Below are 24,213 nucleotides of genomic sequence, written 5' to 3' on the forward strand. Positions count from 1 at the left end.
TTCACTGGGTTTTTGGGATTTTTTGATAAAAAACTTACTAAATTTTAGTAAGTTAAATCATTCATTTTTGTCATAACACCTTTTAAAGATACTAATTTTTCATCCAGGATTTTATATATTTCTGGTTTCATTTCTGGCTTATGTCTTGCATAAATTTGAATGTCAGTAACTTGTAAACCTTTTTGAGATCAAGTAACTTTCTTTCTATTTACAACAACTTTATCACCTTTAATTGAGAACCCTTCTTTTGTTAATTCTTTTTTATGTTCTTTGAAATTTAATTTAGTTTTTTCTGAAACATAACTTAGTTTCACTTCTTGTGAAACAACATATTTACTTTTTAAAAATGACCCTTTGAAAACTCTAATGTACTTAAGAATTGTCTTAACAAAACTCACAAAGAAACCCAAAAAGAATAACAAGAAACTAAACTTCTTTTTTTCTCACAAGTCATAACTGAATACTTGTGTGTCTGTTTCGATTTCTATTTTTTTAATACTTCTTCTAAGGAACGGTTTAAACTTACCTTTTTTAACAGTGACGCTCTTAAATGATTTGTCCTTAAACATAAAATATGATGAGATAACTTTTGGTGCAACCCTTCTCATTTTTTTATCATTATATTTAACTCTCGAAAACATATTCACAGTTACTGTTATTAATCTTAACAATGCAGAAATTGCAAGTGACACCATAAATCAATAGAAAAATTTACCAATTGAAAATTTACCACCATCTTTTGAATCTATCCAAATAAAAGAAAGACCTACAAACATTGCTAAAACACCAAAATGAATAAGTCATGGGATAGATAAATATAATCTTTGAACTCAAATATCTCTAAGTTTTTTTTCTACATAAGTTGTTAAAAATTTGTCTAACTCATCTTCAGATTTAAAGTTGCCTTTTTCTTCAGTTTTGCCGACAAATTTATTTATATTTTTAATTAAATCCTTTGCTATTTTCATTAATACCTCGTTATTTATATTATAATGTATTTAATACATAGTATTGAGGACTTTCATGAAAAAATTAATTAGTATTTTTGGTGCAATGACTTTAACTGCTACTACAGCAGTCATGGTTGTGTCTTGTGCTAACATGGGTAATTTTAACGAAATAAAAAACGCTTTAGACAATGAAGAATCAATGATTATTTTGATTAGTGCTGAAGATTGTTCACATTGTAAAAACTTTAAATATGAAGTTAATAAATACAACAACCTTCCAAAAGGTGAAAATGAATTTGAAACATTTGATGAAATGTTTACAAGCATAACAAGAGACACTTACAATCAAAAAATTAATGGTGCAAATGATGTTACAGAAGAAGAAAAAACATTAACTAAATACGGTGAAGTAGTTGATAAGATTACTTTTAAAGAATACGAAGCTGAAACATTCGAAAACTTATTTGAAGAAGAGTGATTGGTTTCTTTAAAAGACTTAATTAGAGATCAACTAAGAGAATTATACAAAACCGTAAATGAAGACACTACAGACTCTGACAAAAAAATCGATAAAAAAATAAATCAAAATTACTTGAATGAAATAATGACTGGTACACCTACTTTCTTACATTTTAGAAATGGAAGATTTATCGGTACTTCAGCATGAGACTTTAAAGGAACTTCTGAAGATAACGGTACTTTTAGAGATAACATCGAATCATATGTTGAGAGCTCAATGTTTGAAAGTAAAAATGAAGATAAATTAGGTGGAGATGGAGTGCTTTGAGGCGATTCAAACTTATCCGAAACATTCTTCAACATTATTGAAAATGGTAAACCCACTCCACCTACTGAAGGTGAAGGCGAAAATCCTGTAGATCCAGAATAATAAGTAAAAACACAAAAGAAAAACACCAACATTTATTGCTGGTGTTTTTAATTTTCTAGTTGGTCCCCGGGGCCGGAATTGAACCGGCACGGTATATTACAACCGGCGGATTTTAAGTCCGCTGCGTCTACCTATTCCGCCACCCGGGGGAATAAAAAAAATGGTGTCCCGTACAAGATTTGAACTTGTGACCCACTGGTTAAAAGCCAGTTGCTCTACCAACTGAGCTAACGAGACATTAAAAAAATATTGGCTGGGCTAGCTGGATTCGAACCGGCGCATGTCACAGTCAAAGTGTGATGCCTTACCGCTTGGCGATAGCCCAATATGGTGGATGGAGAGGGATTCGAACCCCCGAACCGTTAGGAGATGGGTTACAGCCACCCGTGTTTAGCCACTTCACTACCCATCCGAATTTGTATATTAATCTGTAACTAACTTTTATATTAGTCTTAAATATTATATACATATTTTAATTTTTGATAAATACATTTTGTAATTTTGGTGAAAAGTTTTTTAAATATTAAATATGAAAACACTAGTTTGCATATTTAAATGACCTATTTAATAAAGCAAAAAATAGTAATGTTAAGGCAATTGCGACAACATTTAAAGGTATAAATATAATTCAAGTAATTGATAAATCATAAAAGTGTTGAGATCAATAATTACCTTCTGTAGAAACTACTGCAATTGGGACCCCGATCCCTATTCCCATAAAAACTCAAGACATAATAATTGTAATTGTAACTTGACTTTTTATTGAGTTAATAAAGTTAACTGCAAATAGAGCACACATAATTGCAACAGAATTGATTGCAATTGAACTAACTAAAAATAATAATAATTTTGTATTAAATAGAGTTTCAAAACCAAAACCATTTATTGCCAACACTGTCATTCCATATGCCAAAATCAACAGCATTGAAATTACTACTAATATTCAACAAAATAGAAAGTTTATTAAAATAAATTGATTCTTTGTTAATCCTAAAAGGCCTAGCCTTTTATACAAAACAGACATCTTTAAATTACCAAAGAATTGGATTACAAAAACAGCACTAATAATCGCACCAGACGTCATTAGACCAATACCAACAGTCAATACAAGTGTTTGTTCTATATATTGTGTAAATGATGTTCCAATCATTCCAAATATTGGCGTTACTAAACAAATCAATAATATTGGTCATTGATTATCTAATAGTGATAAATAAAATCTCATTAGAGCTTTTAAATCTATTCTACTTTTTCCTTTTGCTAACGAAACCATCTCACTCCTTTTTTCACTTGTCATTTGCCTTATTTGGTGTATTTATTATTGTTGTATTATAAGAACCAATATTGTAGTGTTTGAACATGTTTGTAACATAGTCTTCTAACGAGCCGTGTTTTTCTATAATTTCTTTTCTATATTGAACTTCAACGATCTCACCTTTGACCATAAACACTATTTTTTCACATAATTTTTCTATTTCACTCATGTTATGTGAAACCAATAATAATGATTTATCACTATTATCAAAATAACTATTAATGTAATTGTTTATTTTTTCTTTTATATCAACATCTAATGCTGTCGATACTTCGTCTAGAATTACAAAATTTGGATTAGCTACAAACGCTAATAAAATGTTCACACGCTGTTGTTGTCCGCCAGATAATGTTGCTATATATTTTTGAATTAAATCTTCTAGATTAAACACTTTGTATAATTCCATTAATTCTTCAGAACTAATATAAACTTTAAAATTCTCTAGATAAAGTCTAACCATATTGTGAACTTTTATACCTGGAGGTCACTTTGTATCTTGGAGTTGCATTCCAATATTTAAACCTTCTTCAATATAAACACTACCACTATCTGGTTTCCTAAGTCCAGCTATCACTTCACAAAGTGTTGTTTTACCAGCACCATTTGGTCCAATGATTCCGATTTTTTCACCTTTGTCAATAGAAAAACTTAAGTCTTTTAAAATCAAGTTATTCTTATATGATTTTTTAATGTTATCTAACTTTATTAACGGTACTTGATTCATTAGTTTGTCTCCTATTTAATTTTACTTTTTTGTATTGATAAATACAATTTTTATTCATTAACTTATGGGAATAAAAAAAACGCTCGGGCAGAGCGTTGATCAAGTCCGTCTAGCTAATAATTAGTATAAATTGAAATGATTGTTAAATAATGTTTTTTGATAGGGCTAAACATTAACAGGTATTTCAACTAGACATAATTATTATATATCACCTATTTTTATATTCACATATAATAGTTTTCTTAAAATATTTAGGACTGAAAGTATAGTATTTATAGTATTTTTTACGAAAAAAAAGTTTTATATTTAATATAAAACAACACTTATTAGTGTTTTACTTTTTCTTTTTTACTCAGTTAAATATCTTCTCATTATCAATATTTTTTTGTATGTGTTCTTTAATTAAATCAACTTCAATATTATCATCTAGTGTTCTTCATTTATTAAATTTTACGTTTTTAATGTGGTCAATTGAGTGTGTTAAATTTAACTCATTTGCAGCTTGTAAAAGAGTTTTCTTAGAACTTGTTCCATATTTATATTCTTTCAACCTGAATGAACTCATATAGGCGATAATTAATGCCACTAAGATAAACGGAATTAGTGAAGCAAAGTGAATAAGTAATTGCGTTGTTGAATTTGATTGTCCACCAAATGCTCCAATACTATAAATAATAATACCCTCACCTTGCATTACATATTTAAATGGCAATACATAACTTAAAACATCATAGAACGATGATTGGAGATAACTTGGGAAAACTCCTCACCCTGCAGCAATGTTTAGCACCAGGAATGAAACCATAACAAATAAGGTTAATAGTTTTAGTCTTGACACCATTCATATAGATGTCGTAATGGTTGTAAACACTACTCCAAATCAAACTAACCATATCCACAACAAGAATAACGAGTAAGCACCAATTTGATTAAACGGAGTCATTGCAAGAACTATAAATATTACAGTGATTTGAATAAAGGTTGATAAATTCATAAGTGCTCATTTATCAAAATAGTATTTAAATCCTGACTTGTACTTGCTAAATGGTTTTCTTTCAAATAGTAATAGTTGAGCAATTGTACCAACCGATACTCCAATTAAAATAAAGAACTCCCCCAATCCAAATGCAAAGTCACGCGATACTTTCGAACCATCATTAGTTACATTTACCAAACTATTTGATAAGTCTTCTTTAATATTTTCGATAGCTACAATTAGATTGTTTAATATTTGGTTATTCATACTCATTTCTTTAAATGCTGAAATGAAAAGATCTAAAACAACTGCTTCTTTATATTCCAATACGTTGTCAACAATGTTTGACAAGATAAAATTATGTGAAGCATTAGAGATAATTTCTAATGGTTCAATTTTAATATCATTTTTAAATCAAGCATTTGTGTTTACTATCGTTCCAAGAAACCTTATATCTTCAAAAAGATATTCATCTTTTATTACAAGTTGTAAAAAATCTTTAGAACTATGTTTTCTTTCTACTGCTTCTTGTCCTGAAAAGTAATGAATATTTTCAAATTGAATACCACTTCCAATTACTGGTGTCGAATATGTTCCATCACCATTTTCTTTTAATACATTTGTTTTAACCAATAATTCAAAGAACGACATTTCATATATGACACCTTCTGTATCAATTTTGATTCATGAATCTTTTTTTTCCATAACATTGATTCAATAATTTGTAATATTTGTTTCTAGTTCTTCAATTGGAACTTCACTTGTTTTAATTGTTGTTCCGTCTTCATTGATAACTAAACCAAGTTCACTATCATCATTTGCATACAGATAGACACGTTCTGAGGTATCAACAATTGCAATTGGTGCTTTATTTATGTTATCTATTGGTTGTCAAATTGAAAATATTAAAATAACAACATATAACATTGGTGTTAAAAATAACCCAACTACTTTTAATATTTGGAGTCATGATTTTAATAATTGAAATTTAATTTCATTTACAAGTGATTTCATAAACACATTATATAAAAAAGTACTACTATTAGTAGTACTTTGCCTTTGTTTTTTTATTTACTGTTTTTGGTTTATTGGCTTTTAAATCAAAATCTTTATATTTGTCATAGTTTGCTTGAACTTCTTTTTGAACATTCTTTGTAAGCATGTCTGTTTTAATTGACATAAATTTTTCTGGTAGGAATGTTTTACCAAATACAATTTTTACATCTATAACTTTCTTTCTATCTTTTTGATTTAGCTTATATGAATCAATAATAGTTACTGGAACAATTGGACAATATGCCATTTGACCAATTTTCATTGATGCTGATAAGAATTCTGCCATTTCTTCTTTACCACTTCTTGTTCCCTCAGGGAAAATAACAAATGATCTTTTGTATTTTGTAATTAAAGATTTTGCTTCATTCATTGCGTTTAAAGCGCTTCTAGGAGAATTTCTATCTAAAGAAACGGTATCAATTAAGTTAACAAATCTTTCAGTTTTATTGTTGTCTCACATTTCTTTTTTAGCCATGAATGCAACTGGTTGAGTTTTTAGTCAATCATTTACCGCAAAGATTAGTAATGGATCTAGATTTGATTGATGGTTCGGTGCAAGCACACAACCTTTATCAACTCAATTTTCAATACCAAATACATGTAATTTAATTTTTGCAATTTTTAAAATCTTGATAGACTTTTTCTTCATTCAGTTATATCTATATTCTTCTGTGTAATAGTTATAATCGATTTTAATTTTCTTGTTCATTTTTTTAGCTTTTTTGAACATTCTTCAAAAGAATCATCAATGAGCAAAAACTTGCCCCTTTGTTAAATCAGGTCTATAGTTTGGATCTGATTTTTGTTCATCAAATACCCCACCATCTTTCTTTTTCTTTTTATCTTTTTTTGATTCAACTTTAACTTCTTGATTTGTTTCGCTAACAACTTCTCCGTCTACTATTAAATCTAATTCTTTATCTTCCATTATTACACTTCCTTATTTTCGTATTCATAAACTATGAACTCAGAATATTCTTTCTTGTTAACTTCTTTGAATTTTTTAAAGTCAACAGTTGGAGCATATGTATCTCCAATGTAGTTCTCTTTAATTATACTAATAATTAACTTATCTGCCAACCCAATTGTTTGTTCATATATTTTAGCGCCACCAATAATTACCAGTTCTTCTTTTGAATTTTTATATTTGTTTATTGTGTTTAATAAGTTTGTTTCAACAAATGCTTTGTCAGCTTCAATTTCTAATGTAGATGACACTACTATATTTTTTCTATTTGGTAACGGTTTAAATGGTAATGACTCTCAAGTGTTCTTACCCATTAAAATATCTTTACCATTTGTATATTCTTTAAAGTGTTTTAAATCTTCTTTAATGCTTCAAGGTAGTTTATTGTCTTTACCAATAACCCCTTCTTTTGTTTGTGCTCAAATTAAAGTAATCATTAAACTGCAACCGTACCTTTGATAGCTGGATGTGAAACATAATCAATAACCTTGATATCTTCAAACTTAATGTCAAAGATTGATTTGTTTTTCATATCGATTTCTAACTTACATAACTTCATTGGTTCTCTTGTTAGTTGAAGTTTAACTTGATCAACTAAGTTGTTATAAATATGAGCGTCCCCTAAAGTGTGAACAAAATATCTCGGAGTTAATTTACATTCCAACGCAACCATCGTTAATAGCAATGCATAACTTGCAATGTTAAAAGGAACTCCTAAGAATAAATCTGCACTTCTTTGATAGAGTTGTAAATCAAGAAACTCGCCATCAACTTTGAATTGATACAAAGAGTGACATGGTGGTAAAAGCATATAATCAACTTCTGCTGGGTTTCATGATGAAACAATTAATCTTCTTGAGTTCGGGTTTGTTTTGATTTGGTTTACTACATTTTTTAACTGATCAACACCATTAAAATCTCTTCACTGTTTACCATATACCGGACCTAATTCTCCTCACTTGCTTGCGAAGTTTGAATCAGTTTTTATTTTTTCGACAAATTCTTCAATTGACTCATTTTTATATTCTTTTGATTTTTTGTAATTATCAAATGGTCATTCATTTCAAATTCTTACACCATTATCAACTAGGTATTTAATATTAGTACTTCCACTAATAAATCAAATTACTTCATGTGCGACCGCTTTGAAAAATACTTTCTTAGTAGTAACCATTGGAAATCCATCACGTAAATCATATCTTGATTGCATTCCAAATTTTGAAATAGTCCCAACACCAGTTCTATCTTTTTGTGTACTTCCCTCTTTTAATACTTCGTCTATTAATTTCAAATATTCTTTCATATTATTCTACCAATGCCATTGCAACGGCATAATCCTTTTCGTGAGATATAGAAATAGATATATTAATTTTCAGGTCACTTTTAACAACTAAATTATCATTAATTAATTGAATGTTTATTTTGTTATATCCAATTGAATGTTTGTAAGCTTTGAAAATAGATTCTTTAGCAGCTCATCTCCCTGCCAAAAATCTTTGCTTTTCACCATCGTCGACTTTCGAGTTAAATAACTCTATTTCTTCTACATGCAAGATTTTTTTTACAAAATTATCTTCTAAACTAATTCTATTTACTTGAATTATGTCAATTCCTGTTTTAATCATAATCTCTCCTCTTAATATTGTAAGTCATTAATATATAATAATAAACAAAAGGTATTAAATCATGAAAACAACTTACTCATTTAAAAACGTAGATAAAGATATTAGAAATGCGATATTGCGTCAATATCAAGCATTCTTAACAGATGCTCCAAACGACACAATTCATTTCTTTTTAAAATTAGATAACAACATAACAATTAGCATTTATAAAAATGACACCATATTATTCCAAGGTGTCGATTCACATAAAATAGCTGGTCAATTTTTTGGAAAAATTGAACTTGGAGAAGATGTGAAAAAAGAAATTAGAGTCGAAACAAAATTATATTCAAAAGATGTAATTGGTGCAGATGAAGTTGGAGTTGGAGATTTCTTCGGTCCCCTAGTTACTTGCTGTGCATATATTACTCCACAATTTGTTGAACAATACCCAGACCTATATAAAGAACTTGATGATTCAAAAAAACTAACTGATGAAAAAATAGTTAGTCTATATTTCCAAATAAAAGACAGAATCAAATATGTCCTTTACATAATGGATAATGTTGAATACAACAATTTGTATGATAAGTATAAAAACACTCACGTATTGAAGGCTATTGCCCACAATAGCGGGTTCATTTATGCGCTTGATAGCAATGACTTTCCAAAAAATAAGCAAATAGTATTAGATCAATTTGTAAACAAAGATAAATACTTTGAATATTTAAAAGGTGAAAAAAGAGTCGTAAGCCAAGATTTAAAATTTCAAACTAAAGCTGAATCAGAATTCCCTTCTGTGGCAGCTGCATCTATTATTGCAAGATATACTTTCTTAACTGAAGTTAATCGTCTTTCTAGAAAGTACCAAATAGATTTACCACTTGGTGCTTCAAATGATGTAAAAGCACTTGTTAGAAAATATAAAAAAGAATTCAAAGAAGAAACAAAAAACTTCATTAAGCTGCATTTCAATGACAACTAATGAAGTTTTTTTATTTGATTTCAACGCTAACGGCTTGTTTTTGAATTAATTCAACCTTACCTTCTGTAAGCATTTTTCTACTAGCTTTTGTTAAAGCTATGTCTTTATATTTATCTGATGAAAATATAACTTTTTTTATTCCAGCCTGAATGATTAACTTAGCACATTCGTTGCAAGGAAATAATGAAGTATACAATGTGTAATCAGTTAGATCTTGTTTTGAAGATACGATTGCATTTGCCTCTGAATGGACAATGTATGCATACTTTGTATTTTCAAGACCCAATGATAAATCATTAGTTCAAGGATAGTTCTCATCTTTTAAACCACGTGCTAATGAGTTATAACCCGTCGATACAACCTGATTGTTGTTGTTAACGATTACTGACCCTACTTTAGTTTTGGGATCACTTGAACGCATTGATATCAATTCAACCATCGCAAGAAAATAAGTATCTCAATTAATTTTTTTCATATATTTAATTGTAATTACAATTTAGAAGTAGTAATTACATCCCCTATAACGTTTATAGATATTTCTCACTTAAAGTTGTTTTGCAATATATCGTTTACTTTATCTAAAGATATAAGTCCCATTTTATATTGCAACGCAAGAGTTGATATTGTATTCATATTAACTGCTGGGTTAAATTTTTGTACAAAAACTAAGATTAACATTATTGCAACTATTACAGCCAAGATAATTAATGGTGTTATATAAAATTTATCATTTTTAATTTTGTAATCATGGTTAACAACAATTGAAGCCATAAATCCTAATCCAAATGAAATTAAGATATATAGAATATTACTCATATCATCTGAAAAGAATAATATGTAAACAATTAACGCTAAGTATGGAAGTACTAATCTTTTTTTTGTAAACATTGTTAAGAACATACCTGACGTACGTGCCGTTGGGTTAACCACAATTGCACTTACTCCCCCAGTTATTATTGCCAATGGCAACACTTGTCCTGAGATTGAACTAGTTTGAGCTATAAACGATAGTGCAAAACCAGCAATAATATATGCTATTAAAAATGATCCTGCAGTTTTTAATATCCCTGTCATTGATGATGAATATTTAACCATCAGATAAGTGATTCAACCAAATATGATTAATTGAAGTATTGTCTTCAATCCATCAGCTTGATATTCTGGCGCTAATCCATAAGTAAGGATTCTTCATCATTGGTTACCTACTACAACTAATTTGTAATCAATCGCACCAAAGAATAAATTGTTAACTTCTGGATTTCCATATCTTGTAAACATTATGTTTGATGTTGAAATAAACATCGCAGATATAAATACAATTATTGGTACAAGCACAAATACACCTGAAAATATTTTTGTATAGATCGGTGGATTTTCAAAACTGTTAATTACTTTTCTTAATTTTTCATCTGAAGATTTACTTGGGTTTTGAAGATTTTTAATCAACTCTTCTGCACTACCTTCAAATTTTTCTGATTCTTGTTTAACTTCTTTTTGAATTTTAAAATCTTTAAAGTGTTTTGACAATTCTTTATTTGCTTTGTCATATGAATCAATGCGAATAACATTAGTTTTCGGTGTGTCAGATTTGTAAGTTAAAAGAATTTCAATTATTGAAGGAGCTACTTTATCTTTTGTTAATTTAGATATTTCTTCATCAAGTTGTTTTCTATCACTTTCAAATTCGTCTAAAGCAATTCTTACAATTGATGGAGTTTCTTTTTTATTAACAAAATATGTGTCATTCCCAGATTGAGATTTCTTATATTTTTTACTTAATAAGTAGTTAGATATTTCTTCTAACAATTTTTGTAAACTATCTAACATAATCTTCCTCTTTAGTTAATACTATAATTTTACAATAACTAACTGTTCTCTTCTATTTTTTTAATAAATTCTTTTGGTAGTTCACAAACAAACTCCATTTCCTTATTTGTAATTGGATGATTAAATCTAAGTTTATGTGAATGCAAGTATTGTCCAAATTCTAAATCTTTATCTTTTGCATAACCATAAACTGGGTCCCCTACAACTGGGTGTCCAATATATTCCATGTGTACTCTAATTTGGTGAGTTCTACCAGTTAGAATTTGACACTTAATCAATGTCATTTTGTGTAGTGGTTTTTCAACTTCAAAAAGAGTAATAGCTGGTTTCGAGTTCTTTGCAGTAACAATCATTTTTTTTCTGTCACCAAGTGATCGTCCAATTGGTGCTTCAATTCTACCTTGTGGAATTTCAATTTCTTTGTGAACTAACGCAATGTATTCTTTAAATATTTTACGTTCTTTAAAGTCTTTACTTAGTTTTATGTGTGCAGCATCAGTTTTTGCAACAATCATTAACCCTGTAGTTTGTTTATCTAATCTATGAACAATTCCTGGTCTTTTTTCACCACCTATTGATGAAAGGTCTTTAATGTGAAATAACAAACCATTAACTAATGTATTTTCATAATTTCCAGGAGCTGGATGAACTACTAAGTTGTTTGGTTTATTAATAACAATGATATCTTTATCTTGAAACACTATTTCAAATTTAATGTCTTTTGGTAATAACTCACTATCTCTTGGGGGTTCAATTTTTATTTCAATTTCAAAGCCATCTTGGACTTTGTAGTTTGCAGCCTTTGATTCTCCATTGACTTCTATTTGATTATTGTCAATCATCTTTTGAACAAGCGATCTTGAAAAATCGAATTCCTCTTTTAGAAATTCGACTAAGAATTTGTCCAATCTAATTGCTGGCCCTTCGTATGTATGGTTAATTTTTTTCATCTTTGTTTTGTTTTTTGTAATCAGCAAATTCCTTTTTGATTGTCTTTATATTTGTTTTATAAGTTGATCATGATATTGTAGGTTTAATGTAATATCCTTTTGAGTTTTCAAATTCTTTTTTAACAATATGTAGTTTAGATTCTTTTGCTAAGTATTTTTCAAATAGTAATTCATCTTTTTTTATTACCATTTCATAAATTGAATAGCTTATATAAATCACCAAAACGACTAGTATAGCTACAACTCCAACATTAACATATAAATCAGCGATGTTGAATATTGAATTTCTAGATCATGGAATCAGTTCATTAATTGCTGAACCTAATTCAAGAAAATCAACTACCCCACCTCTTGGCCCTCACATTCTTCCAACTAAATTACCAAGCGAACCTGCAATTACAAATAACAACGGAATTAACATTTTAGTTTCGTTAACCATTATGTAACACAAGATAACCATTACAGTTACAAAAGTAGCTGATGCTATTACAAGCCATTTTTGGTCATCAAACATTCCTCATGCCATTCCTTCGTTTACATAGTATTTAAAGTTAAGCAAAGGTTCAATAAAAGTTATCCCCTGTGATTCATACATTGTTGTTTGAACAATTATCTTACTTATCAAGTCAAGTAAAATTAGTAAAATCATTATTGGTAATAAGAATCTTATTTTAAATTTAGAACGATAGTATTTATTTTTAAAAAATATCTTAATTTCACTCATGAATTACATTCCTTTTACAACTTCATCACAGCGTTCACAAATTGAATCGTCTGTTAGATTATCAAATATAGCTCAACAACGAACACATTTTTGACCTTCTTTTTTATCAATTGATATTTTTAATTCATCTACATTTTGTTTTGTAAATACGATTTTATTTACAATCAAAATTTGATGTAAGTCTTTTGTATCTTTTATGAAATTAAATTTATCAGAAAGTTCAACATTTACAATTGCTTCAAAACCTTTTTTTATTAATCCACTTTGTCTTGCAGTTTCTAATGCTCCGTTAACATTATCTCTAAATTCTTCAAATAGATTTCAGTTGTTCATGAATTTATCGTTTTGTTTGAACTCTTGTTTTCTCATATCGACTAAGTGAATTGAGTCTTCTTTGTTTTTGACATTAATGTTTGTATACACCTCTTCTATTGTGTGAGGTATTAATGGTTTTAGAACATCAATTAACATTCATAGTTGTTCAAACAATACAGTTTGTACTTGTCTTCTTCTTTTTGAATTTTGACCATCAATATATAAAATGTCTTTAATAAAGTCTAAATAAAAAGATGAAAGATCATTAATTACATAGTTGTTAATTTGTTTGAATACATTATTAAATGAATAACTTTCATATGCTTCATGTATTGAATGTTTTGATTTTGTTAAATTAGCAAGTGCATATTTATCAACATCTTCAAGTGTTGATTGATAATCAGTTTTTTCATTGAAGTCACTTAAATTTGATAATAAGAATCTCATTGTGTTTCTTAATTTTCTATATGATTCAGAAACTTGCTTCAATATGTTATCCCCAAGTTTTTGATCATCTGTATAGTTTGTTGAAGAAACTCAAAGTCTTAAAATATCTGCACCCATTGTGTCACAAATTTTAATAGGATCAACCCCATTACCAAGTGACTTAGACATTTTCTTACCTTTCTCGTCATTTGTCATTCCGTGTGTAATTAAATGTTTGTATGCTGGTTTACCATCATAGATTATTGAGTTAATCATTGATGAGTTAAATCACCCTCTGTATTGATCGTTTCCTTCTAGATAAACATCAAATGGCGCTTTTAATCCAAACACTTCTCTCATAACAATGTTTGAAGAACCTGAGTCAAATCAAACGTCAAGAATATCTTTTTCTTTTGTATATCCTTTCCCTTTTAATTCATTTGGTAAAAAAGTATCTGCAGGTTCTACAAATCATGAGTTAGTACCAAGTTTTTCAATTACAGAAATTGCATGAGTAATTAATTTGTAATTTAAAACTGGATTACCATCATTGTCAAAGAAAGCAATAATTGGAACTCCTCAAATTCTTTGTCTTGATATTGTTCAATCAGCACGTTCTTTAATAATGTTTCTCAATCTCTCTTTTGATCAATCTGGTTTTGTTGTAACATTTTTAACAATGGCATTATCAATTTCATCTTTAACTTTATCAATGTTTACAAATCATTGATGAGTCGCTCTATACATAACTGGCTTTTTAGTTCTTCAATCATGTGGATATGAGTGTTTAATAAATTCAAGTTTTAATAGCTTATTGTTTTCTTTTAAATCAATTCCAACAATCTTAGATGAATCATCATAAAATACACCAATTAATCTTTCGTCTTCTATTTCTTTTGTAAACTTACCTGAATTATCAATTGGTACAAACGGGTCAATTCCGTGTTCTTTTACAATGATGAAGTCATCTTCACCAAATCCACCAGCAACGTGCACTAAACCAGTACCTGATGCATCAGTAACATGGTGTCCTCAAACAACCTTACCTACTTTATCTTTAAATCAAGCATGTTGGTAATCTGAGTTGATTAATTTTTGAGAATCAATATCTGAAATTTGAGTATCTTTGAATTCTCATTTTTCAATTAAATTGCTCGCTAAATTTTTTGCAACAATATATTTTTGGTTTGTTTCTTTATTTAAAATCGAAACATATTCTACTTCTTTTGAAATAGCCACTAATTGGTTTGTTGGGATAGTTCATGGAGTCGTTGTTCAAATAACTACATTTGAGTCCTTGTATGCCCCAGAAATAACGTTCATAGCTACAAAAATTGATGCACTTCTTACATCTTGGTATTCAATTTCAGCTTCAGCTAATGCTGACTCACTTGATGGAGATCAATAAACTGGTTTGTATCCACGATAAACCAAACCTTTTTTCACACTTTCTGCGAACAGTTTTAATTCATAGTTTTCAAATTCTTGTTTTAAAGTTATATATACCTTTTCATAATCAGTAAAAATACCCAATCTTTCAAATTGTAGTTTTTGTTTTTCGACTTGTTCTAAGGCATACTTTTCACAAAGCTTTCTGAATTCAACTGGATCTATTTCTTTTCTATTTACACCTGTTTTTTGAATTGCAGTTTCAATTGGTAAACCATGTGTATCTCAACCCATAATAAATTCTGAGCTTAAACCAATATTCATTTTTCAACGAACAATAATATCTTTAAGAATTTTATTTAAAGCATGTCCTGCATGGATATCTCCATTTGCATATGGTGGACCATCATGAAGAATGAAAGATTTATTTTTTGAATTATTTTTTAATCTTCTTTTGTAAATATCTTTTGTCTTTCATTCGTTTTGAATGTTTGGCTCTTTTGTTTTAAGATCAGCTTTCATATCAAAGTCGGTCTTTCCAATTAATAATGTATCTTTAAAATTTTTGTTCATATATCTCCTTTTGAATAAAAAAACACCCCTATATTAAGGAGCGATTTATCGCGGTACCATCCTTTATTCACAAATTAATTTGCCTTGATTCGGTATTAAAATTTAAGTAATAAGTTGATAACTCTAATACATGAATATTGACTCACACCACCCGTCAACTCTCTGAAAATCATTTGTATTAAAACCTTGTCTTACATGAATTATTATATCTTACAATTCAAAATTTATATCACTAATAAAGTTTGAAACGTTAGCCACATAGTTTTTACTATCGTGTACAAATGATTTAATGTGCCCTGCGCCTTTAATATAAATTAAATTATCATTTTTACTTTTTGTTAGGTTTGACCTAATGTTATATAGTTTCAAACTATCTTCTGGATCTGTTATCTTATCTTTTTCACCATGTATAAATAAAATTGGAAAAGTATTCTTTTGATTAGATACGACGTTATCTATATTTAATAAATCTGTATTTATTTTATAGTTAGATTTATACTCATGAAAAATTGAATCAATTAAATCATCTGTTATTTGGATTTGCGATGCTTCTTGTAATGCAATTCTTTTAAGAGTTGGTTTTATATCAAAAAATGTTGAATCACTTATTCCGAACTTGATGTTGTATTTTTTGATAAAATCACCAGCAGTTAGCGCAAATAAGTTTAATGTGTATGCACCCATGCTAAATCCGACTAAACCAATTGCTTTTGCTCCTAATTCATTTGTAATGTATTTAATAACAGAAATTAAATCTTGTTGTTCACTTACACCAAATGAAACATATTCGTCATCACTTTGTCCGTGATTCCTAAAATCAAATCCCACAACGTTAAATCCAAGACCCGCATAAAATGAACAAGTAGCCATAGTTATCTCTTTTGTTTGAGTGTAACCATGCATTACAATAACTCATTTAGAATCTTTATTTGTTTTGTTAATGTAGTATTTACCTGCTATTTTTAAATCATCTGATGTTGTTGTTTCAAATTGTATTAAATCAGATTGTTCATATACTTTATAACTAGTGCTTGTCTCTATTCTTTCTTTTTCTACCAAGAACTTATTGAACATATCATCAATTGATGTGAACTTTCTACATACAGAATTTGAATTAAATATACCAATTGCTAAACTAACTAATAAATTTTTCACAACTACCTCTTATCTTTATTTAAATTTCAATGATGTAAATGTTTTTTGAAATCTTATTATAAGTTCCTTTTAATACATACATTGCACCCAACATAAAGTCCAATACTCTCACTTTATCTTTTGGTGATAAATCACTAAAGTTGATGCTGATTGATTTGAACTTCACAAGAGTATCTGTCATTTTTTTTACGTCATTGTATTCTTTTGGAATGAAATGATTTATACGATCAATATCAAATGTTAAGTTATTTTCCATTATTATCTTGCTCGTAAGAATGTTGGGATATCGTCATCATCATCATAATCATCTGTTTCTTCTGCAAAGAATCCAGTTGATTTTGGTGGTTCATTTTGGAATATTGATGTTGTTGTATTAACATCAGCTCGTACAAATGAATGACTCGGACTGTTATTTACATCTCTTGATATTGATTCAAAATCTATTGTTGGTTCATTATCGTGTTGAAATGAGTTTGTGTTTAACGGTTGGATTTGAATACTTTTGTTTGGCTCATTTCTTGAATTTACAACGCTTTTAATTGCATGTGATTCAGTTTTGATTCTTAATTTATTTCTCTTATTAATGTAATCTTCGTCATCTCTTGTAGCAATAACAGTTACAATGATTTCATCATTTAACTCTTCATTAATTGCTAAACCAAAGATAATGTTAATATCTTCTCCAGCTGCTTGTTGAATAATATCAACAGCATCATTTGCATCATTTAATGAAGTAGTTAGACCACCAGTAATATTTACAATCGCATATTTTGATCCACGAATTTCTGTTTCAAGTAATAATGATTTAACTGCTTTATTTGCAGCTTCAATGGCTTTTTGTTCACCAGAACCAATTCCAATTCCAAATAAAGCGTCCCCTCTTTCTTTCATAACAGTTTTAATGTCAGAGAAGTCTAAGTTTATTAATGCAGGTACAGAAATTAAGTCTGTAATTGTTTTAACACCTTGGACAACAACTCTATTCACTTGCTCAAAAGCATGCATGATTGGTCTATTCCCAATTACACTTAAAAGGGCTTCGTTTGATATTGTAATGATTGAATCAACATATTGTTTTAATTGTTCAATACCTTTAACGGCATGTGCCATTCTCATTCTGTTTTCGAAGTTAAATGGTTTAGTTACTATTGCCACAACTAAAGAACCTTGTTCCATAGCCATTCTTGCAATTTCTGGTGTTGCACCAGTTCCAGTACCACCACCCATTCCTGCAGTAATGAACACTAGGTGTGCTCCAGCGAGATGTGCTTTGATTTCTTTTTCTGATTCAATTGCAGCAAGTCTACCAATTTCTGGTTCAGCTCCGGCACCTAATCCATTTGTAACTTTTTCACCTAAAATGATTTTGTTTTTACAATTTGACATGTTTAAAACTTGAACGTCTGTATTTGCAACAATGAAGTCTACTCCATCAATTGATTCTTCGATCATTTTGTTTACTGAATTACAGCCGCCGCCACCAACACCAATTACTTTAATGTTAACTTGACTTGTCTTTAATTTATTCATACTACTGTTATCTCCTAACGGTTAATTACATTGCTTTTGTTATGACTAATTACATTTGATAATGCACCGAATATGCTTTTTTTATCATTTGATTTATTAGTACTTTGTGTTGATAATGTTTGTGTTGAAGTTCTTTTAAATGAACTGTTTTTGTTTTTGTTATGTAGAATTGTCGCAATCCCAACATGAGCACTAGTTCAATATTCAATTTGACCAACTGATCTTGTATTGAATATTGATATCTTATCAAATTTTGAATTAGATAAGATTGTAGATACTCCTGGCACATTTAAAATGTCCCCTATAAAAATCACATCAAATACTTTTACTTTATCTTTGAATTCATTTTTTATTTCTAATTCAATTTTTTCTAATTCAATTTTAAATAATGAGATTAGAATATTTTTTAGTTCACCACGTGTGTATTCAATTGTTGTTTTTGTAGCTGAAATATATTTTCTGTATAACATTTCATTTGCATTATTGTCATTACTTAAATTTAATATTGAATAAATATATTCGGTTGCTTTTTGAGTTTTAATCCCAGTTTCATTAGAAAATTTATCGATTATTGTATCAATACCAAAACTACTTCTACCAAAGTTTATAACAGTGTCATTAAATGCATAACTGATTTCTCTTTTTGATTCACTTCAGTTTACAATAGCGGTTGGATTTGGAGTACCCATTTTTACTATTTTTTTTGCAATACTAATATTTTCAAATTCAATTTTTAAAAGATCTTTTCCTGCTTCAAAAATAACTTTTTTATGTGAATCAATAACTTCTTTTGCAACACTGAAAACTTGTGCTTTAATTCCAAACCCTTGTACTTTTACATTTATTGGAGGTTTTGAGACTTGTTTGTTTCCATTAACCACAAAAGATATTGGTTTGATATTAACAATTTCTCTTTTAAGCATTTTTGCTGATGCGTCTTGTTTCACTTTTGCAAACAATGCATTTACTTCGTTCTCAGTGATCAATCTAATTTCAAATTGGTTTAAAAATAAATCGGAATTGATTGCTTCAATTTTTAAAGTTTTTGTTGGGAGAATTAAGTTAACTTTTTCAAGTTTAATTCCTTTAAATTGGTTTTCAAATGTATGGATTGATTTTTTAACAATCTTTCCTACTTCTTTAAAGTTTAATACTTCGTCATTTTCACCAAGTCATTCACCTTTAATGATTTCTTTGAAAAACAGTTTAGCTCCAAGTCCACTTCTGTATTTTAAAACTACAAATCTTATTTCTTTTTTTGTAACTTGTAGTGATGCATATATTTCGTGATTCATATTTACTCCTAATTCCTTTCGATGGCTCAAAGTCTTGCACTTCTTGATCGTTTATTTAATTCCAATTCTTCTAATGAAGCTTGGATTGGTTTTCTTATTACTAATTTGTAGTCTTTTTTATTTTCTACAACTACAGGTAATTTTTTGAAGAACTCGTCTTTAATATCTAATGTTTTATCTTTGAATATTGACTTAACAATTTTTTCTTCTAATGAGTGAAATGTTATTACGACAATTCTTCCACCGGGATTTAACATTGATAATGCTGACGTAAGTGAATTTTCAAAAACTTTCAACTCGTTATTAACATAAATTCTTAATGCTTGGAACACCTTTCTTGCGGGGTGTTTTTTGTCATAAAGAATTTTTTTTGGTACAGAATTTTTAATGATTTCAACCAACTCAAGTGTTGTATTAATTTCTTTAGATTTTCTTTCTTTAACAATATTTTTTGCAATTGATCTTGAGAATTTTTCTTCTCCATATTTATAAAACATGTCGACTAGTTCTTCTTCTGAATATTTATTTATAACTTTATGAGCATCTAATTCTTGATTTTGATTCATTCTCATATCAAGTCTTGCATCTAATCTGTAAGAAAATCCACGATCGGCTTGATCAAATTGTGGTGACGAAACTCCTAAGTCATATAATATTCCATCTATTTTAGTTACATTATTAAGTGCTAATTGTGCTTTTATGTTTACAAAGTTGTCATTGATAATTGAAAAATTATTGTTAATTTTTTGTAGCCTATCTTGGCTGAATTTTATAGCTTCATGGTCTTGATCAAAACAATATAAGTGACCAGATTTTAGTTTTTTTAAAATCTCTGACGAGTGCCCTGCTCGTCCCATAGTTGCATCAACATATGTTTTATCATCACTTATATTTAATAATTCAATGGATTCTTTTAATAGAACAGATATGTGCTCCATACTATTGTGTACCACCAAATTCTTCAGCAACAGCTTCTAAACTAGCGCTATTTTCTTTTAAATAATCTGAATAAGATTTAACATCTCATATTTCTAATTTATTACCTTGCCCTATTATTAATACTTCTTTTTTAATGTTTGCTATTGTTAATAGATTTGATGGAAAACTGATACGCCCTACTTTATCAAAATTTACATCAGATGTATTACCAAGTATTTCTCTACTTAATAAACGAGTTGATTTTTTTGTGTTTGAATGAGAAAGTAATTCATTACTTCATTTTTCAAAATCTTCTGGTTTTCTAATTTCAAGACAACCATCAAAACCTTTTGATACATAAACCACTTCTCCCAACTTAGCTCTAAACTTAGCTGGAATATTTAATCTACCTTTATCATCGATTGAATGTTCAAATGTTCCTAATAACATACCACTTTCTCCCACTTTCTCCCACTTATGTATATTAAAACATAAAATAACACAATAAACGAAAAAATAAAACTTTTTTAAAAAAATAAAACAGTGGATACTGTTTTATTTGGGACAAAAAAAATCCCACATGGGATTTTATTTTAGTCTTCTATTTTTTTAGCTTCTTTGTTTTTGTAGTATCCACATTCTTTGCAAACTCTATGAGGTTTGATCATGGCACCACAGTTTGTACATGAAACTATTGCTGTAGTTGTTAATGCTAAGTGGCTTCTTCTTTTGTTTTTAGCTGCCTTACTAGTCTTTCTAAATGGTACTGCCATGATTTAATCTCCTATTATTTTAATTTCTTTTTAATTTCTTCTAGTTGTTCTCAACGAGGATCAACTCTATTTTCTAGAAGTGATTGGTATTCGTCTTCACTTATTAAAGCAAAGTTTTCACCAATTAGATTAATATTATCATAATTCTTAGAAAAGTTTAATGGAATATTTAAAAAGAATTGGTCTAATGCATTCTTAATAATGTCAAATTCATCTTCCATTATTATGTTGCTTTCTGCGTTTGAATCTTTGTCATAAAAAACATAATCATCGTTTCATTCAAACTCTATTTCATCTTCAAATGACTTACCATCACGAGCATCCATAAATTTTGCACTTACAGTTCCCGACCCAGAAACAATAACCATTCTTAGGTTATCTTCGTAATGTACATTTACATCTAGATGTAAGTTCTTTAACTTACTTACTAGTGCATTATCTACTGGTATTTCTTTTAAATCAAAGTCTTGATTAATATCAATATCTACTTTTTTTTCTAATGCTTTAATATCTAATTTCATTATTTGATTTCCACTTTTTCTTTTTTAAATCTTGATAATATTTCATTCATTGAAGTATTAATTTCTTCATCTGATAATTGTTTAGAATCTGAATTAAATTCTAACTTCAATGTAATTGAAGTTTCTTTATCACTTTCATAAATATCAGCTAAGCTTACATGTTTTAAGTTAGCAATGTTATTCAACATTGTTTTTAAAACATCTAAGTATTCTAACTTACCAACTATATAGGTAATGTTTCTTGTAGTAGATTGGAATTTTGAAATTGGATTTGTAATAATTTTTGAATTTTGAATTGATTCTAATTCAGTAATATTCAATTCGATTAAATACATTGGATCTGTTTTTAATTTTTGATTGTACTTTGGATCTAGTTTAAAAATATAACCTATAACTTTACCGCTTTGTCTAATTTCTGCATTTAGGTACGGGTGAATTTTATCTCCTGGTTTTTTCATTGGTTCAAAGAATGTAAACATTGGGTTTACATTATATTGGGCCATAACAGTTTCAACCATCCCTTTCATATAACCAAATGATGATTGTAATGATAAGTTGTACGCTTTGTTTTCAAACACTCTACCAGAGATACCTATAGATAAATGAGTATTGATTAAACCAGACTTGTTATAAACTTGAGCAACTTCAAATGCTCTCATATCTGTATTTCCATTTTTATAGTTAAACTCAAGTGTTTCTATCATTGATGAAAACAATGATAATCTATATCTTTCACGTTGTGTAGATAACGGCATCATTAAATCAATTGGATCTTTAATGTTAAATAAGTTTCATTCATCCACTTTTTGTTTTTCATTTAGTGAATATGTTTTAATGTTTTGGAATCCATTAAATTTTAAATAATTAAATGTAACATCCATTTGTTGTTGGCCTAAATTCTTTGATTGAATTTGAGATTCAATCAAAGGTGGTTTCGAAACTATATTATCGTATCCATAAAGTCTTACAATTTCTTGAACAACATTTGTAAATGTATCTAAGTTAACACGGTATTTATCTGGTTCGATAACTAATTCGTCACCCGTTCCAGAAATTGTCGTTCCAAGTTGTTTGAATAATGGTCTGATAATTTCTTGTGTTAATTCATTTCCAAGTAATCTATTTAATTGTTTTAAACTAACAGTTACTTTTTCGTTTTCAAAAGTTGGATTGTTTATTAAATAAACATTTGATGCTGATTCAAATAAATTCAATTCACTTAAAATTTCTTTTAAATAACTATGTGTTTTTTCAAAAATAAATTTTGACATTGGTCTAATATATCTTTGTATTTCAACACCATATTGATTAATTGATTTTTGATGCACACGTGCAAATACTGGTGAAATGTTTAATGTGATAGCAACAACTTCTGTTGAGTCTTCCGTAGGACAATATGGTACTTCTACACCCTTTCCAATCACAGAAACAATGTTCTTTCCATCAACTATTTGAATTGAATCACCACGATCAGTTTTGATAACTTTTAACTCTAATTTGTTTTGTACTTTATCTTTATCAATAATAATAATTGGTTGACCGGAGCTAATAGCTACTTGATTTGCAATATTTAAAAACATTAAATCAAAAGTCTTTAAGTCATTTTGTTTTAATCAAATGTTATTGATTGAATCAAAAATTGTTTCACTTTTCTTTAATTTGATATCTTGAGTTGTAATTACGTTAATTCATTTTGCTGTTTTTGGATAAACAATTGTTTCTTTGTTTTCTGTTTTAACATCGAAATTAACTTTTAATTCAATATTAAAATAGTTTGCAATTTCTTTTAATAATTGAAAAGATGAATATCCATCACTTCTATTTACAGTTAAATCAACATTTCAAATTTGATCATTAAATCCAATTAAATTTAACACATCTTTTGAACCAATTAATTTATCCATATCTTCATTTAAATTAATTTCAAATATTTCATCTGTTTCTTTTTCATTTAAAATAGATTCTTCCATACCTATTTCAGTTACAGCACACAACATTCCATGTGATTTGTTGCCACGTATTTCTCTATCTTTTATTTCTAATCCATTGGCTAACTTAGCACCTTGCAATGCCACAATAACATATATTCCTGTTCTTGCATTAGATGCACCACAAACAATATTTAAAGTTTTATTTTTATCTACTTTAACTTCACACAAGTTTAAACTTGTTCCTTCAATCGGTGTTGTGTTAACTACTTTTCCTAAAACAATTGGTCCTGAATTCATTTTTGAATAATCTAAAAATTCATCAACTTCAAAACCTAAGCTGTTAAATGCTTTAGATATTTCTTCGTTGCTGATTTTTGAAATATTAATATATTTTTGAATTCATCTTCTTGTAATGTTCAT

24 protein-coding genes and 4 tRNA genes are annotated in these 24,213 nt (G+C 28.5%); 2 read left to right on the plus strand and 26 right to left on the minus strand.

Annotated features, from left to right (window positions below):
- Positions 1–44: 44 nt before the first annotated feature.
- Positions 45–968: a hypothetical protein gene (locus AACL07_RS02375; protein ID WP_338982954.1), complete on the minus strand. Its 924-nt coding sequence runs from the start codon at positions 966–968 to the stop codon at positions 45–47.
- A 55-nt stretch (positions 969–1,023) separates the two neighbouring features.
- On the opposite strand from AACL07_RS02375, the gene AACL07_RS02380 reads away from it, so the two are divergent.
- On the plus strand, positions 1,024–1,839 hold the full coding sequence (locus tag AACL07_RS02380) for a lipoprotein (protein ID WP_338982956.1): 816 nt from the start codon (positions 1,024–1,026) through the stop codon (positions 1,837–1,839).
- 60 nt (positions 1,840–1,899) lie between these two features.
- Here the strand turns inward: AACL07_RS02380 and AACL07_RS02385 are convergent.
- The 11 genes from AACL07_RS02385 to AACL07_RS02435 all read right to left on the minus strand — a co-directional run bounded on the left by AACL07_RS02385 (position 1,900) and on the right by AACL07_RS02435 (position 8,502).
- A tRNA-Leu gene (locus AACL07_RS02385) sits at positions 1,900–1,988 on the minus strand.
- A 12-nt stretch (positions 1,989–2,000) separates the two neighbouring features.
- Positions 2,001–2,076 (minus strand) — tRNA-Lys (locus AACL07_RS02390).
- Between the two features lie 13 nt (positions 2,077–2,089).
- A tRNA-Gln gene (locus tag AACL07_RS02395) sits at positions 2,090–2,164 on the minus strand.
- 3 nt (positions 2,165–2,167) lie between these two features.
- Positions 2,168–2,251: transfer RNA gene (locus tag AACL07_RS02400), tRNA-Tyr, on the minus strand.
- 126 nt (positions 2,252–2,377) lie between these two features.
- Complete coding sequence (locus tag AACL07_RS02405) at positions 2,378–3,112, minus strand: hypothetical protein (RefSeq protein WP_338982958.1); 735 nt, start codon at positions 3,110–3,112, stop codon at positions 2,378–2,380.
- Entirely contained in the window at positions 3,084–3,878 is a 795-nt protein-coding gene (locus tag AACL07_RS02410) for an ABC transporter ATP-binding protein (RefSeq protein WP_338982960.1), read from the minus strand. Before AACL07_RS02410 ends, AACL07_RS02405 begins: the two co-directional genes overlap by 29 nt.
- 334 nt (positions 3,879–4,212) lie before the next feature.
- A complete protein-coding gene (locus AACL07_RS02415) occupies positions 4,213–5,868 on the minus strand; it encodes a hypothetical protein (RefSeq protein WP_338982962.1) in 1,656 nt (551 codons plus the stop codon).
- Between the two features lie 28 nt (positions 5,869–5,896).
- Positions 5,897–6,838 (minus strand): lysophospholipid acyltransferase family protein, encoded by a 942-nt coding sequence (locus AACL07_RS02420; protein ID WP_338982963.1) that lies wholly within the window; start codon positions 6,836–6,838, stop codon positions 5,897–5,899.
- Positions 6,839–6,840: 2 nt separating this feature from the next.
- The gene (locus AACL07_RS02425; protein ID WP_338982965.1) at positions 6,841–7,314 is read right to left on the minus strand and encodes a dihydrofolate reductase; all 474 of its coding nucleotides are present in this window, start codon (positions 7,312–7,314) and stop codon (positions 6,841–6,843) included.
- A complete protein-coding gene (locus AACL07_RS02430) occupies positions 7,314–8,180 on the minus strand; it encodes a thymidylate synthase (RefSeq protein WP_338982967.1) in 867 nt (288 codons plus the stop codon). Before AACL07_RS02430 ends, AACL07_RS02425 begins: the two co-directional genes overlap by 1 nt.
- A gap of 1 nt (position 8,181) precedes the next feature.
- The gene (locus AACL07_RS02435; protein WP_338982969.1) at positions 8,182–8,502 is read right to left on the minus strand and encodes a holo-ACP synthase; all 321 of its coding nucleotides are present in this window, start codon (positions 8,500–8,502) and stop codon (positions 8,182–8,184) included.
- Positions 8,503–8,563: 61 nt separating this feature from the next.
- On the opposite strand from AACL07_RS02435, the gene rnhC reads away from it, so the two are divergent.
- Positions 8,564–9,466: a ribonuclease HIII gene (rnhC, locus tag AACL07_RS02440; RefSeq protein WP_338982970.1), complete on the plus strand. Its 903-nt coding sequence runs from the start codon at positions 8,564–8,566 to the stop codon at positions 9,464–9,466.
- Positions 9,467–9,476: 10 nt separating this feature from the next.
- Here the strand turns inward: rnhC and AACL07_RS02445 are convergent, their stop codons facing one another.
- The 14 genes from AACL07_RS02445 to pheT form a co-directional block, all read right to left on the minus strand.
- Positions 9,477–9,941: a deoxycytidylate deaminase gene (locus tag AACL07_RS02445; RefSeq protein WP_338982972.1), complete on the minus strand. Its 465-nt coding sequence runs from the start codon at positions 9,939–9,941 to the stop codon at positions 9,477–9,479.
- Positions 9,942–9,955: 14 nt separating this feature from the next.
- Positions 9,956–11,293, minus strand: coding sequence for a hypothetical protein (locus tag AACL07_RS02450; RefSeq protein WP_338982973.1), 1,338 nt, complete (start codon positions 11,291–11,293; stop codon positions 9,956–9,958).
- Between the two features lie 38 nt (positions 11,294–11,331).
- Positions 11,332–12,243 carry an RluA family pseudouridine synthase gene (locus tag AACL07_RS02455; protein WP_338982975.1) on the minus strand — a complete coding sequence of 304 codons (912 nt, stop codon included), beginning with the start codon at positions 12,241–12,243 and terminating at the stop codon, positions 11,332–11,334.
- A complete protein-coding gene (gene lspA, locus AACL07_RS02460) occupies positions 12,230–12,967 on the minus strand; it encodes a signal peptidase II (protein ID WP_338982977.1) in 738 nt (245 codons plus the stop codon). The genes AACL07_RS02455 and lspA overlap by 14 nt, the downstream gene beginning before the upstream one ends.
- A gap of 3 nt (positions 12,968–12,970) precedes the next feature.
- A complete protein-coding gene (ileS, locus tag AACL07_RS02465) occupies positions 12,971–15,670 on the minus strand; it encodes an isoleucine--tRNA ligase (RefSeq protein ID WP_338982979.1) in 2,700 nt (899 codons plus the stop codon).
- A 210-nt stretch (positions 15,671–15,880) separates the two neighbouring features.
- Positions 15,881–16,825: an alpha/beta hydrolase gene (locus tag AACL07_RS02470; protein WP_338982981.1), complete on the minus strand. Its 945-nt coding sequence runs from the start codon at positions 16,823–16,825 to the stop codon at positions 15,881–15,883.
- A 19-nt stretch (positions 16,826–16,844) separates the two neighbouring features.
- Positions 16,845–17,081: a cell division protein SepF gene (sepF, locus tag AACL07_RS02475; protein ID WP_338982983.1), complete on the minus strand. Its 237-nt coding sequence runs from the start codon at positions 17,079–17,081 to the stop codon at positions 16,845–16,847.
- Positions 17,082–17,083: 2 nt separating this feature from the next.
- Positions 17,084–18,355, minus strand: a complete 1,272-nt coding sequence (gene ftsZ, locus AACL07_RS02480; protein ID WP_338982985.1) for a cell division protein FtsZ — start codon at positions 18,353–18,355, stop codon at positions 17,084–17,086.
- Between the two features lie 14 nt (positions 18,356–18,369).
- Positions 18,370–19,650, minus strand: coding sequence for a hypothetical protein (locus AACL07_RS02485; RefSeq protein ID WP_338982987.1), 1,281 nt, complete (start codon positions 19,648–19,650; stop codon positions 18,370–18,372).
- An 8-nt stretch (positions 19,651–19,658) separates the two neighbouring features.
- On the minus strand, positions 19,659–20,588 hold the full coding sequence (rsmH, locus tag AACL07_RS02490; RefSeq protein WP_338982989.1) for a 16S rRNA (cytosine(1402)-N(4))-methyltransferase RsmH: 930 nt from the start codon (positions 20,586–20,588) through the stop codon (positions 19,659–19,661).
- Position 20,589: 1 nt separating this feature from the next.
- Entirely contained in the window at positions 20,590–21,018 is a 429-nt protein-coding gene (gene mraZ / locus AACL07_RS02495) for a division/cell wall cluster transcriptional repressor MraZ (RefSeq protein ID WP_338982991.1), read from the minus strand.
- 143 nt (positions 21,019–21,161) lie between these two features.
- Complete coding sequence (rpmF, locus tag AACL07_RS02500; protein ID WP_338982993.1) at positions 21,162–21,341, minus strand: 50S ribosomal protein L32; 180 nt, start codon at positions 21,339–21,341, stop codon at positions 21,162–21,164.
- 14 nt (positions 21,342–21,355) lie between these two features.
- The gene (locus AACL07_RS02505; protein ID WP_338982995.1) at positions 21,356–21,862 is read right to left on the minus strand and encodes a hypothetical protein; all 507 of its coding nucleotides are present in this window, start codon (positions 21,860–21,862) and stop codon (positions 21,356–21,358) included.
- Entirely contained in the window at positions 21,862–24,213 is a 2,352-nt protein-coding gene (pheT, locus tag AACL07_RS02510) for a phenylalanine--tRNA ligase subunit beta (RefSeq protein ID WP_338982997.1), read from the minus strand. The genes AACL07_RS02505 and pheT overlap by 1 nt, the downstream gene beginning before the upstream one ends.

The sequence above is a fragment of the Spiroplasma endosymbiont of Othius punctulatus genome, from assembly GCF_964019505.1.
In the GTDB taxonomy this organism is placed as follows: domain Bacteria; phylum Bacillota_I; class Bacilli_A; order Mycoplasmatales; family Mycoplasmataceae; genus TIUS-1.